Raw genomic sequence first — 13,268 nt, 5'->3', positions numbered from 1 at the left:
CATAAATAGAATTTAAGAAGAAATAACATATAGGGGGATTCGTATGCCATTAGATAAAAGCATTAAAAAAGTATTAGTAGTTGGGTCAGGGCCGATAATAATAGGGCAAGCGGCGGAATTTGATTATTCTGGAACGCAAGCTTGTCAAGCGTTGAAAGAGGAAGGTGTAGAAGTTGTACTTGTGAATAGTAATCCGGCAACTATAATGACTGATAAAGAAGTTGCTGATAAAGTTTATATAGAACCTTTAACTATAGAATTTTTGGAGAAGGTTATTGATAAGGAGAGGCCGGACAGTATACTTGCAGGTATGGGCGGGCAAACGGGACTTAATTTAGCGGTTGAACTATTTGATAATGGAATTTTAGAAAAATATAATGTGAGAGTAATTGGAACCTCGATAGAAGCGATAAAAAAAGGTGAAGATAGAGAACTTTTTAGAAATCTTATGCAGGAAATTGATCAACCGGTAGTGGAAAGCGCGATTGCTACAGATATAGCAGGAGGATTAAGATTTGCAAGTGAAATGGGATATCCCGTAATTGTAAGACCTGCATATACTATGGGAGGAAGTGGGGGTGGAATTGCCGAGTCAGAGGGGCAACTAATTGAAATCCTAGAGCTGGGATTGCAGTTAAGCTCTATAGGGCAAGTTCTTTTAGAAAAGAGTATTAAAGGGTGGAAAGAAATAGAGTATGAAGTTATGAGGGACGGAAATGGCAATTGCATCACCATATGTAATATGGAAAATGTAGATCCTGTAGGAGTACATACTGGAGATAGTATTGTTGTAGCGCCAAGCCAAACTCTTTCTGATAGAGAATACCAGATGCTTAGAAGTGCATCTATTGATATTATTAATAGTGTAGGAATAGAGGGTGGATGTAATGTTCAACTTGCGCTTGATCCCAAAAGTTTTGAGTACGCAGTTATAGAAATTAATCCGAGGGTGAGTAGATCGTCTGCGCTAGCTTCGAAGGCTACGGGATATCCTATTGCTAAAGTAGCGGCGAAAATAGCGCTAGGATATGCACTAGATGAGATAAAAAATGCAGTAACGCAAAAAACCTATGCCTGTTTTGAACCTTCGCTGGATTATGTGGTAGTTAAAATTCCTAGATGGCCTTTTGATAAGTTTGAGGGTGCGAATAGGGCTTTAGGTACGAAGATGATGGCTACAGGTGAAATAATGTCAATTGGAAGCAATTTTGAAGCGGCTCTACTAAAAGGAATTCGCTCTTTAGAAATAGAGAAGTATTCATTGCAATACGACTGCCTAGCGCTAAAAAGTTTAAATGAATTAAAGAAAAGGGTGATGGCTCCTGATGATGAGAGAATATTTCATTTGGCTGAAATGCTTAGGCGTGATTATATGGTGGAAAAGGTTTCGGAAATTACAGGAATAGATAAACTCTTTGTAAATAAAATTAAGTGGATAGTGGATGAAGAGGAAAAGATAAAAAAGACGTCAGTGCAAGGTATGAATAAAGATTGGTTGCTTTTATTAAAGAAAAAGGGATTTTCGGATAAAGGTATTGCGGATTTATTAGAGGTGAATCCAAATGTAATTTATGAGCTGAGAAATATATGGAATATTAAACCTGTCTATAAGATGGTAGATACATGCGGAGGGGAATTTGAAGCATTATCACCATATTACTATTCGACTTATGATGAATATGATGAGGTAGAGATAAGTGATAGAAAGAAGGTTATGGTAATAGGGTCGGGGCCTATAAGGATAGGGCAGGGCATTGAGTTTGACTATGCATCTGTTCATAGTGTAATTGCTCTTAGAAAGTTGGGGATTGAAACTATAATAGTAAATAACAATCCGGAAACAGTAAGTACGGACTTTAATATTTCGGACAAATTATATTTTGAACCATTAACAGAAGAAGAAGTATTTAATATTGTTGAAAAAGAAAATCCTGATGGGGTTATACTTCAATTTGGAGGTCAGACCGCTATTAAACTTGCTAAATTCTTGAAGAAAAAAAACATATCTATATATGGAACTAAGCCTGAGCAAATGGACGTAGCGGAGGATAGAGAAAAATTCGATGCGCTTTTGGAAGAGTTAAATATAAATAGACCAAAGGGGAAAGCTGTTTGGAATTTAAAACAAGGATTAGAAGAGGCTGAAAACATAGGTTATCCGGTTTTGGTTAGGCCGTCGTATGTATTAGGTGGACGGGGAATGGAAATAACTTATTCGGAAAAAGAATTGGAGCATTATTTAAAGAATGCATTTGATAAAGATAAGAAAAATCCTGTTTTAATAGATAGATATTTATTGGGTAGAGAAATAGAAGTTGATGCTATTTGTGACGGTGAGGAAATATTAATACCGGGCATTATGGAACACTTAGAGAGAGCAGGAATTCACTCTGGAGACAGTATTACAATATATCCAAGTCGAAATATATCATATGCTATAAAAGAAAAGATATTAGAATACACTAAGAAGATAGCAATAGGACTCGAAGTGATAGGCATGATTAATATTCAATTTATAGAATTTAAAAGTGAATTGTATATAATAGAGGCTAATCCAAGAGCTAGCCGAACGGTTCCGTACATTAGTAAGGTTAGCAAAGTGCCGATCGTAGAGCTTGCCACAAGGGTAATGCTGGGAGAAAAATTAAAAAATTTAGGGTATGGTAATGGAGTTTATAAAGAAGCGGAGTTGGTGTCAGTTAAGGTTCCGGTATTTTCAACTCAAAAACTTCCAGAGGTTGAGGTGTGCCTTGGGCCGGAAATGAGATCCACAGGAGAGGTGCTTGGAATAGGAAGAAACTTTGAAGAAGCTCTATATAAAGGGTTTGTAGCGTCTGGAATGAAGGTTGAAAAAGAAAAAGGAGTTATCTTGGCAACGATAAATCCGCAGGATTACGAAGAGTTTTTGCATATTGCAAAGGAGTTTAATGAATTGAATTATAAATTTATAGCGACGAAAGGTACGGCTAAGTTATTAAGAAATAATGGGATTGATGCCTTAGGTGTTAAAAAAATCACGGATGGAGCCCCTAATATCATTGATGTGATAAAGAAAAGGCAGGTTGATTTAGTGATAAATACACCTACTAAAGGAAATGATTCGAAAACAGATGGTTTTAGAATTAGAAGAACAGCTATTGAAAGTAATATTTCAGTTATTACTTCATTGGATACTGCAAAGGCAGTTGTGGAACTTATGAAGAAAGATATTGTGAGTGCAGATTTAGGAGTATTTAATATTGTAGATTAGAAAAAAATAGTTATAAAAAAACACGTAACAGGTAATACCACCTGTTACGTGTTTTTTTTAGTTTGTGCTATAACGAAAAGTGTATATTGCTAAAAATGAGTAATATCAATTAGTTTGGCAAGGGTTTATTATATATCTTGTATAAATATTATATAAAATGAATAAAATAATAAGAAAAAAGTATTGCATTATTATGAGAATTAACATATAATAAATAAAAACAAACCAGTAAAACCAATAATAAGAGTTAAAAACAACTAAACAATAAAAAGTAAGAAAAAATAAATGCTATACATGTATATGCATAAATATTCATAAGTGCAATTATAAATGGGGGAGTGATAAAGTGAAAAAGATCGTGTCAATTATATTAACGGTTACTATAGCGGGTGTATTACTTGTGGGATGTGGTCAAAAACAGGAAAAACTTAATTCTTTAGAAGCGGTTAAGAAAGCGGGCAAATTAACTATAGGATTAGATGATTCTTATCCTCCGATGGAGTTTAGAGATTCTAAAAATAATTTAGTAGGATTTGATGTGGATTTAGGAAATGAAATAGGGAAAAAATTAGGGGTGGAAACAGAGTATACTACTACAGATTTTAATGGAATACTTTTGGCACTTACATCATCAAAATTTAATGTAATACTCTCAGCTATGAGTATCACGGATAAGAGAAAAGAAAGTATAGATTTTTCAGACAGTTATGTAATGGGTGGACAAGTTGCGGCTATAAAACAAGGAAATACAAAAATAAAGAAATTGGAAGATTTAAAGGGTAAGGTGGCAGCTTGTCAATTAGGGTCTACAGGAGATACTGCAGCTTCTGCAATGAAAGGGTTAAAAGAAGTTAAAAAGTATGACAAAATTACAGAAGCCTTCCAAGAATTATCATCAGGAAGAGTAGATGCAGTAATTATGGATGCTCAAGTCGGTGGATATTATGTGTCAAAAAAATCAGGTGAGTATGAGGTTTTAACTGACAAAATTAGTGAAGAACCTATTGGAATTGGATTTAAAAAGGAAGATAAAGAATTAAGAACAGCTGTGCAAAAGGCACTTAATGAACTTGAAGCAGATGGAACATTATCTAAGCTTTCGCAAAAATGGTTTGGATTTGACGCATATAAGAAATAGCTAGGAGGAACAAGAATGGATATAAATGTTTTAAAGGATATGTTTCCGGTATTATTACAAGGAAGTTTAATGACTATGGAATTAACTCTTATATCATTAGTATTTGGAAGTTTAATAGGTATGGGTACAGCACTACTAAAGCTTTCAAAAAATAAGTTAATGGCTACTGTAGCAGGTTTTTATACTTGGATCTTTAGAGGGACACCGATGCTGCTTCAATTATTTGTTTTCTATTATGGTTTGCCCTATTTAGCTATCAAATTTACATCTTTTCAGGCAGCGTTAATAGGACTTAGCTTAAATGCAGGAGCATACATGGCAGAAATAATAAGGGGTGGAATACTTTCAATTGATAAGGGCCAATTTGAAGCCTGCAGGTCACTCGGGTTCACTTATTTTGATACTATGAAAAGAGTGGTGTTACCTCAAACCTTTAAAATAATTATTCCATCTGTAGGTAATGAGTTTATAACAATGCTTAAGGATACCTCCTTAGTGTCAACTATAGCAATGGTTGAAATTATGAGATCAGCGCAGCTTTTATATGCTTCGAGCTTTAGACCTATGGAAGCTTTCTTTATAACAGGATGCTTGTATCTTTTAATGACAACAATTTTCACTACAGTATTTTCATATTATGAAAAAAGACTGTCAGTATATTAGTAGAGGTGATACAGAATGTATATGATAGAAACTAAAAATTTAACTAAGAAATTTGGCTCGTTAACAGTATTTGAAAATTTAAATGTAACAGTTAAAAAAGGAGAAGTACTAGTTATACTAGGGCCTTCTGGTTCAGGGAAAAGCACATTTTTAAGGTGTTTAAATCATCTCGAACAGCCTAATATGGGAGAAGTTTTCATTGAAGGAGAAAAGCTGGATATTAAAAATAAAAGGCATATGAGAAACACCATTGAAAAAGTAGGAATGGTATTCCAAAACTTTAATTTGTTCCATCATATGACTGTATTACAAAATGTTATAGAGGCTCCAATTACCGTTAAGCATGAGGCGAGAGAAGAAGTTTTAAAGAGAGCGACGGGAATTATAGAAAAGGTAGGTCTTAAAGAAAAAGTAGATGATTACCCATCGAAGTTATCAGGAGGACAAAAACAGAGAGTGGCTATAGCGAGAGCGTTAGCTATGAGACCTGACATAATGCTCTTTGATGAACCTACATCATCTTTAGACCCAGAGCTCGTTGGAGAGGTTTTAGGAGTAATGAAGGGACTTGCAAAAGAAGGCATGACTATGGTTGTCGTAACTCATGAAATGGGGTTTGCCCAGGAAGTGGCAGATAGAGTAATTTTCATGGATGGAGGAAAAATAGTAGAAGAGGGAACGCCAAAAGAATTTTTTAATAATCCTAAAGAGCAACGGACTAAGGAATTTTTAAATAAAATACTTTAGGCATAACCTATTTTATAAAAAATATATTAAAACATAAAAGAAACAAAATCGAAAGGGGATATTAAAATGAAAGAAAAAGTGGTTTTAGCGTATTCAGGAGGATTAGATACTTCTATAATAATAGCTTGGCTTAAGGAAAACTATGATATGGACGTTGTAGCAGCTTGCATTAATGTTGGGCAAGAAGATGATATGAAGGCAATTGAGAAAAAGGCTTTAAGTTCAGGAGCGCAAAAAATATATATTGAGAACGTAACAGATGAATTCATAAAAGAATACGTGTTTAAAGGAGTTAAAGCGAATGCTGCATACGAAGGAACATATTTATTGGGCACAGCATTTGCAAGACCATTAATAGCTAAAAAACTTGTTGAAATCGCTCATAAAGAAGGGGCAAAATATATATGTCACGGATGTACCGGAAAGGGAAATGATCAAGTTAGATTTGAAGTTGGGATAGCAGCTATTGATCCTTCTATAAAGGTTATTGCTCCTTGGAGAATTTGGGATATAAAATCAAGAGAAGATGCTATAGATTATGCTAATGCTAGAGGCATAGAAATATCAGTTACCAAGGAAAAAATCTATTCAGTAGATCAGAACTTATGGCATGCAAGTCATGAAGGTGGAGATATTGAAGAATTAAATAATGAGCATAAAAGAGATATGTATCTTATGGTTACACCTCCAGAAAAAGCTAAAGATGAGCCTACTTATGTAGAGATATATTTTGAAAAGGGAATTGCGACCAAAATTAACGGCATTGAACTCGAGCCAATAGATGTTGTTTCAACATTAAATAAAATTGGTGGAGAAAATGGAATAGGAGTTATAGATATAGTCGAGAATAGACTTGTGGGAATGAAATCAAGAGGCATATATGAAACTCCTGGTGGTGCTGTACTTTATGCGGCACACAAAGAACTAGAGGAAATAACTTTAGACAAGGATACACTCCACTTTAAATACTTAGTATCACAAAAATATGGGGAATTAGTATATAATGGACTTTGGTTTAGTACTATGAGGGAGGCCCTTGATGCATTTGTAGATAAGACTCAAGAAACGGTGACAGGGACTGTTAAACTAAAACTTTATAAAGGAAATATCATGTCAGCGGGTAAAGAATCACCTAATGCTCTTTACGACGCGGGTATATCTTCCTTTGGAGCAAGTGATTTATATGATCATAAGGATGCAGAGGGATTTATAAACTTATTTTCATTACCAAGCAAAATTAAAGCATATAAAAATTTAAATAGTATCTAAGAAAAATTACAAAATTTACGAAGGAAGAGTGGGTGAAATATATGAAACTTTGGGGTGGAAGATTTAAGGAAAAAGAAAGCAAGCTTATGGAGGACTTTAATAGTTCTCTAAGCTTTGATAAAAGATTATATTATGAAGATATTATGGGCAGCATAGCTCATGTTAAAATGCTTGCTAAATGTAGTATTTTAACAAATGAGGAAAGCGTGACTATAGTTAATGGTCTGAATTTTATTCTTTCAGATATTCAAGAAGGAAAACTAAAAATTGAAGGTGATTATGAGGATATTCACAGTTTTATGGAAATACAGCTTACAAAACTTGTAGGGGATGTAGGTAAAAAGATCCATACAGCAAGGAGTCGAAATGATCAGGTTGCAGTGGATATGAGGTTATATTCAAAATATAAAGCATTAGAAGTTATTGATAATTTAGACCTTATTTTAAACACTATTGAAAAAGTTGGAAATGATAATGCGGTTATAATGCCAGGTTATACACATATGCAAAGAGCTCAGGTGGTAACCTTTAAACAGCACATTATGGCGTACTTTAATATGCTAAGTAGAGATAAGAAAAGAATTATAAGTGCTACAGAGATTATGGATGAAAATCCTCTTGGATGCTGTGCGCTAGCAGGAACAACCTATGATACAGATAGGAATTTTACAACAAGCGAGCTAGGGTTAAAAAAACCTGCAGATAATTTTATGGATGGAGTAAGTGATAGAGATTATTTATTAGAACTTTTATCACATTTTTCTATAATAATGATGCATCTTAGTAGATTAAGTGAAGAGTTCATTTTATGGAGTACTAAAGAATTTAATTTTATTGAAATTAGCGATGAATTTTCCACAGGTAGTAGTATAATGCCACAGAAAAGAAATCCAGATGCAGCAGAACTAATAAGAGGGAAAACTGGAAGAGTATATGGAGATTTAATGAGTCTCCTTACCACTATGAAAGGGATACCACTTGCCTATAATAAAGATATGCAGGAAGATAAAGAACCTTTCTTTGATGCAGTTGACACTGTTTTAAAATGCTTAAAGGTTATGAATGAAATGCTGAGTACTTTAAAAATTAAAAAAGACAATATGTATAACGCAGTTAAAAGAGGTTTTCTAAATGCTACGGAAGCTGCAGATTATCTTGTAAGCAAAGGAGCAGCCTTTAGAGATGCCCATGGAGTTATAGGTGCTATAGTTATAAATTGTGAAAAAAAACATAAGGCTATAGAAGATTTAAGTTTAGAAGAACTTAAAAGTTTTAGTGATTTATTCCAAAATGATGTATATGAATTTATAGATTATGAAAAGACATTAAGCCGAGGTATAAAAAAAGAAATGTAAAGACATCCTTAGAGGTGGCAGAATACCCCTTTTAAATATAAGGCACGTAACAGGTGAATCCCACCTGTTACGTGTTTTTTAGTAGATAAGGCTACTTTAGTAGATAAAGCTACTTTAGTAGATAAAGCTACTTTAGTAGATAAAGCTACTTTAGTAGATAATTAATAGTTGAAATCTTTAAGGCACTTTTTAATGCCATCTTCAGTCTTAGGCATAACAATATCATAATTCTTCAATTTACTATTACTTATTCGTAAGTCCCTTGGATGTTCTTTGTATTTTTCGGTATCTTTTTCTAAATAATTACCTGCTTTATGATCTAAGCCAATTTCTTTTAATATGAGAAAAGCTATATCATAAGTGCTTAAGTTATTTTCGCTTCCAGTGTGATAAGTTCCGTATGGAAGAGTAAAAATCTTATCAAAATTTGCTATTATATCATAAACATAGGTCATTCCTCTAAATTCATTTGAGGGTAATTTCATTTTTTTATCCTTTAAAATAGAAGATACAACATTCCATAGTATATTAGAATTTACCCTGCAATTTTTTTCTGGGAATCCAAATAGCCAAGTAAGTCTTAAAATCCATAGTTCATCAATAATTCCTTTTAATTCATTTTCAGCTTCAAGTTTATGTTTCCCATAAATGGTATTTGGAGTTGGAGTGTGATTTTCATTATATGGTCCAGATTCAAAATTACCATTAAAAATTTGTTCGGAACTTAAATATATTAATTTAGATTTTGTTAAACTACAGGCTTTAGCAATGTTAATTGAACCTTTTACATTTATTTCATAAGAAAGTTCTGGATTTCTTTCACACAAACCTGTATCAGCGATGGCAGCAGTATGTATCACGTAATCAGGTTTGAATTTCTGGATAATTTCTAAGGATTTCCTCTCGTCTGTTATATCTAAGTCTGTATGTCCTAATGGAATTATATCGTATTTATCTTTATAATAGGTATAATATCTTGATGCTAAGAAACCATTAGAGCCGGTTAATAATACTTTTTTCATTGAACTCACCTCGTTTTTTTCTTCATAATTATAATATCACATAATTTGAACTGTGACTAAATTTATGAACAAAGAAAAAAACAACTAAGCTTAAAAACGATAATTATTATTAAGCTTAGCGCACTTTTAGATTCCTAGTATTGTTCAATAAAATAAATGCGATAGTGTTCTATATAACAAAGCTCGTGTTTTTATTAAAACAGTGAATTAAAAATTTAAGCATTGGTCAAAAACTTACGATTAGCTATTTTATGAGAAAACCGTTAGCTGGTTAATGAAACCTATACACTAATGATATGCTGAAGAAAAAAACAAGTCCTGCGGAATCACCGCAGGACTTGTTACCCCTTGGGATAGGGGGTTATATTTTTTTGCTTTGGACTAGTTTACTGACTGCTAATTATACTTTTTTTAAACAATATTAATATGCAGTGAGTAAGATACTGATAGGTAAGGCTTTGAAATTATCGTTACCTTTTCCCCAGTCCACACCGTACGTGAAACTTTCACTTCATACGGCGTTCCATCAAGAATTTTAGAATTTTCCGACTTTCTGTCTAAGTGAATTAATCTTATTAAGAGCCTTTTCATCAAGAGTGAGATTTACCATATATTTATTAATTGTGTCTTCTACAACTACATGAACAAGTTTATGTACGTGATGGTTCAGCAATATTAGGTTGCTATAGTCATCTGTTCCGACCTTTTCTTTAGGTATTTTATTGGATCTATGTCAATATCTTAGACAAAAAAAGTCGAACTTTTTATGAAGCCTTTTTAGCCAAATCTTCACACTGTTGAGGAGTAATATATCCAATACTACTATGTATCCTTTTTATATTGTACCAAGCTTCTATATATTCAAATATTCCTAATCTTGCAGCGTCATAATCAAAATATTTAACATGGTAAACTTCTTCTTTTTTCAATGAGGCATGAAATGATTCAATGCAAGCATTATCATATGGGCAACCTTTGGCACTAAATGAGTGTTTAATAATTTTAGTGCTCTCTATATATTCTTTAAAAGCGGAGCTTGTATATTGGCATCCCAAATCGCTATGAAGTATTAGATGCTTAGTTGGTTTTTGTAGCTGTATACCATTTTTAACAGCCTGTAGGGCTAATGTAGTATCAATGAATTTAGACATAGCATGACCTATTATTTTATCTTTAGATGAAGTTGGTCTATATTTTTTTACTATTAAAGATCTTATCCCCAATTTTTTCATCAATCTTTGTGTTCTTTTTAAACTAATAGTTATCCCCAGTGCATTTAGTGATTTATTTATAAACACATCCTTATCTTATTTATATTTTAATGTGTTCGGCTTTCCGTGTCTACAATATTATACTAACACCAGAAAGAGCTTGTGCCACATCAGGTTTTCGTATGAAGCATGAAGGAGAAAAACTGATGTGGACTAGCCTTTGACTGCGACGAATTATACTGGGTTAAATCCAACAATTCTTTAACGTGGATTTTATTGAAAATATTAACGCTAACCCTAATTATTATGTACATTCAGTTTATTGAGTAAACCATTGATTCATATGGGTTGTTAATCAATCAAGTTAAATTTAACGACATTTCAGAAGGAAAGTCTCCCACTTCTATAAGTTGAAGTTAATTACCCTAGCAAAAATAAAACTTTAGTGGAAGTTTAAATCTCCTTCTGAAGTCGTTAATTCAGCTTCTATGAAGATGTTACAGCTCCGCAGGAGATGATTTAACTAAATAATTCTCCTTAAGAAATTCTAAAATAGAATAGCAAATATACGCCATAGAAAACGTTTTAAGATGAGAATAAAGTAAAGGAGATATTAAACTTCATACCCAATCACTAAATGACCCTAAAGAAATATTAAGGGTGTTAGCCTAGGTTGTAAATATACTACCATTCAATATAACATTTATTATATTGAATGCCCTTTGATCGTTTAAAGCTGAGCAACTTTTTATATGGAACACACTAAATCAGCATAATTTACAATTAATTTATTTAGTATCTTTCGTAAAATACGTAATAAATATAGTCAGAGTTCGTTATTTATGCTAAACACGAACTTTGGCTATATGACTAGTCTCATAATCTCACTAAATAATAAACGAACTTTAAGCTGACAAAACGCGAACTTTATACAACAAATGCCATGAAATATGATTTCATAGCATTTGTTGTATTTGTATTTACTTAACTTTTATATGCCCAGATTACTACAATAATAGTATAATTAGATAAATATTTTATTGCGTAATGATATTATATGATGTAGAAATAAAGTTTAAAAAAATACTAAATTAGGTGGTATAAAAATGAATAAATCAAAAGTTGAAAAAGTAAACTTTTATAGCAATATACTTGGTAAAGAAATGCCAATGTTGGTGTATTTACCTGAAGATTATAATAGGTTTACTTCTCTACCTGTATTATATTTTCTACATGGAAGAAATGGAAATGAAAATATAATGTTCGAATTGGATATAAACAGTAAATCTGATCAAATGATAAAAGATGGAGAAATTAAACCTATGACTATAAACGAGCGAATTTTATAACAAATTATTCCATTATAAATCAATGTCAATTGTCCTAAGCTATTTTTAGTGTTTTAAAAATAGCTTCAAGAGAATTTCCTAGGTCAGCTTGATTAAAGATCCAAGATACCCTTTCTTTTTTAGATTGGTTTCTTGCATTCTTAATACCAACGTTAAAATTTAACGTGCCATTGCTTACTTCCAATTCGCAATATACGTAGGTAATCATTAGCAGCAAGAAGTATCTGTTTATACTTCGGTTACTTCTTACTTGGTAATGATTTAAACCAAGATGTTTTTTAGTTTCTCTAAAAAAGGTTTCAATTGGCCATCTAAATTTATAGTGATTTAGGAGTTCTTCAGTAGTAATAGTAGTATCTAGACTTATGAATGCTCTTAAGCAACCAGGTTTAAATAGAGCCTCTTTAGGCCAACAAAGAGCTATCAAAGAATCATTTGCATCATTAAGCTTGCCTCTATATGTGTAGACAAAATATTCATTGTTGCCAACTTTGACTAGGTCGACATCATCCTTAGTTAATATCTCGCACATATGATTAAGCTTAATTCCAAGTTTTTCACGACCTTTTGGATATATCACTCTATTTGTTCTTAGACCACCAATATAGGCGTAGCCTGATCCTTTAGAAACTGCGAACAATTTTTTATTACTATACCAACTATCACATAAAACATAACCTTCATTTACTGGTTTGGGTAATGATTTTATAAACTCAATTGCCATTTGGATTTTACTCATATTTTCTTTGTCGTATATCGCCATAGTATATGGCATCACAAGTGTATCGCACAGTAACATAACGGTAACTAATTGATGACCATAAACTGTTTTACCTTTTAAATGAGAATGGTGGAATCCACATTTTTCAGTAGGTTTCTTAGCCTTTGACGAGGGCACAGTCTTCTCCGAAATAGTGTCATCTATTACAACATAAATAGGTTTACCAGTTGTTTTAGACGTCTCCCATATTCTCATAATTACACGTTTTTTTAGGGCTTTTTCAACAAAGTTTTCGTCCCATGGACTCTCCGATAGAAACTTTCCAATATTAGTCCTATGCCTAACCGGCATAAAATCTGAAACGTCGGTTACTTTTCCACAGTAGCCTTTTGTCACCATAGAATTTATAAATAATATTAGATGATGAATTTGAGGAGTTGTGAGATAAAGAGTTATCTTTAATTCAATTAAAAATTTGTATATTGTCGATGATTTTGTTACAATTGAGTTATTAAACATTTATGTTTTCTCCTTAGTTGTATT

Annotated in this window: 9 protein-coding genes and 1 pseudogene; 7 read left to right on the top strand and 3 right to left on the bottom strand. The window is 32.6% G+C overall.

Translation table 11 applies throughout. The annotated features are described in order from the left end of the window. Nucleotides 1-43 precede the first annotated feature (43 nt). The 6 genes from carB to argH all read left to right on the top strand — a co-directional run bounded on the left by carB (nucleotide 44) and on the right by argH (nucleotide 8,422). Nucleotides 44-3,250, top strand: coding sequence for a carbamoyl-phosphate synthase large subunit (gene carB / locus ACWJKP_RS12320; RefSeq protein ID WP_462961193.1), 3,207 nt, complete (start codon nucleotides 44-46; stop codon nucleotides 3,248-3,250). Nucleotides 3,251-3,596: 346 nt separating this feature from the next. Continuing rightward, nucleotides 3,597-4,388, top strand: a complete 792-nt coding sequence (locus ACWJKP_RS12315; protein WP_165414199.1) for an ABC transporter substrate-binding protein — start codon at nucleotides 3,597-3,599, stop codon at nucleotides 4,386-4,388. A gap of 15 nt (nucleotides 4,389-4,403) precedes the next feature. Continuing rightward, nucleotides 4,404-5,051 carry an amino acid ABC transporter permease gene (locus ACWJKP_RS12310; protein ID WP_462961192.1) on the top strand — a complete coding sequence of 216 codons (648 nt, stop codon included), beginning with the start codon at nucleotides 4,404-4,406 and terminating at the stop codon, nucleotides 5,049-5,051. Nucleotides 5,052-5,066: 15 nt separating this feature from the next. Beyond that, on the top strand, nucleotides 5,067-5,798 hold the full coding sequence (locus tag ACWJKP_RS12305; protein WP_165414197.1) for an amino acid ABC transporter ATP-binding protein: 732 nt from the start codon (nucleotides 5,067-5,069) through the stop codon (nucleotides 5,796-5,798). Nucleotides 5,799-5,864: 66 nt separating this feature from the next. Further along, nucleotides 5,865-7,067: an argininosuccinate synthase gene (locus tag ACWJKP_RS12300; protein ID WP_165414196.1), complete on the top strand. Its 1,203-nt coding sequence runs from the start codon at nucleotides 5,865-5,867 to the stop codon at nucleotides 7,065-7,067. A gap of 41 nt (nucleotides 7,068-7,108) precedes the next feature. Beyond that, a complete protein-coding gene (gene argH / locus ACWJKP_RS12295; RefSeq protein WP_165414210.1) occupies nucleotides 7,109-8,422 on the top strand; it encodes an argininosuccinate lyase in 1,314 nt (437 codons plus the stop codon). A 161-nt stretch (nucleotides 8,423-8,583) separates the two neighbouring features. Here argH and ACWJKP_RS12290 read toward each other — a convergent pair whose 3' ends face one another. Then, on the bottom strand, nucleotides 8,584-9,444 hold the full coding sequence (locus ACWJKP_RS12290; RefSeq protein ID WP_165414195.1) for an SDR family oxidoreductase: 861 nt from the start codon (nucleotides 9,442-9,444) through the stop codon (nucleotides 8,584-8,586). Nucleotides 9,445-10,208: 764 nt separating this feature from the next. After that, nucleotides 10,209-10,742, bottom strand: coding sequence for an integrase core domain-containing protein (locus ACWJKP_RS12285; RefSeq protein WP_165414194.1), 534 nt, complete (start codon nucleotides 10,740-10,742; stop codon nucleotides 10,209-10,211). A gap of 1,019 nt (nucleotides 10,743-11,761) precedes the next feature. On the opposite strand from ACWJKP_RS12285, the pseudogene ACWJKP_RS12280 reads away from it, so the two are divergent. Then, nucleotides 11,762-11,986, top strand: a pseudogene (locus ACWJKP_RS12280) (alpha/beta hydrolase-fold protein); the annotation flags it as partial. A gap of 52 nt (nucleotides 11,987-12,038) precedes the next feature. Here the strand turns inward: ACWJKP_RS12280 and ACWJKP_RS12275 are convergent. Next, complete coding sequence (locus ACWJKP_RS12275; protein WP_224578714.1) at nucleotides 12,039-13,244, bottom strand: IS701 family transposase; 1,206 nt, start codon at nucleotides 13,242-13,244, stop codon at nucleotides 12,039-12,041. Between the last annotated feature and the right edge of the window lie 24 nt (nucleotides 13,245-13,268).

This window comes from Clostridium sp. CM037 (assembly GCF_055081095.1).
The sequence above is the reverse complement of the archived record's forward strand: the minus strand, read 5'-3'. Positions and strand labels throughout refer to the sequence as shown.

What these genes read in the sequence shown, in the direction of transcription:
- carB (WP_462961193.1), top strand. Translation starts at nt 44, where the DNA reads ATGCCATTAGATAAAAGCATTAAAAAAGTATTAGTAGTTGGGTCAGGG.
- ACWJKP_RS12310 (WP_462961192.1), top strand. Translation starts at nt 4,404, where the DNA reads ATGGATATAAATGTTTTAAAGGATATGTTTCCGGTATTATTACAAGGA.
- ACWJKP_RS12305 (WP_165414197.1), top strand. Translation starts at nt 5,067, where the DNA reads ATGTATATGATAGAAACTAAAAATTTAACTAAGAAATTTGGCTCGTTA.
- ACWJKP_RS12300 (WP_165414196.1), top strand. Translation starts at nt 5,865, where the DNA reads ATGAAAGAAAAAGTGGTTTTAGCGTATTCAGGAGGATTAGATACTTCT.
- argH (WP_165414210.1), top strand. Translation starts at nt 7,109, where the DNA reads ATGAAACTTTGGGGTGGAAGATTTAAGGAAAAAGAAAGCAAGCTTATG.
- ACWJKP_RS12290 (WP_165414195.1), bottom strand. Translation starts at nt 9,444, where the DNA reads ATGAAAAAAGTATTATTAACCGGCTCTAATGGTTTCTTAGCATCAAGA.
- ACWJKP_RS12275 (WP_224578714.1), bottom strand. Translation starts at nt 13,244, where the DNA reads ATGTTTAATAACTCAATTGTAACAAAATCATCGACAATATACAAATTT.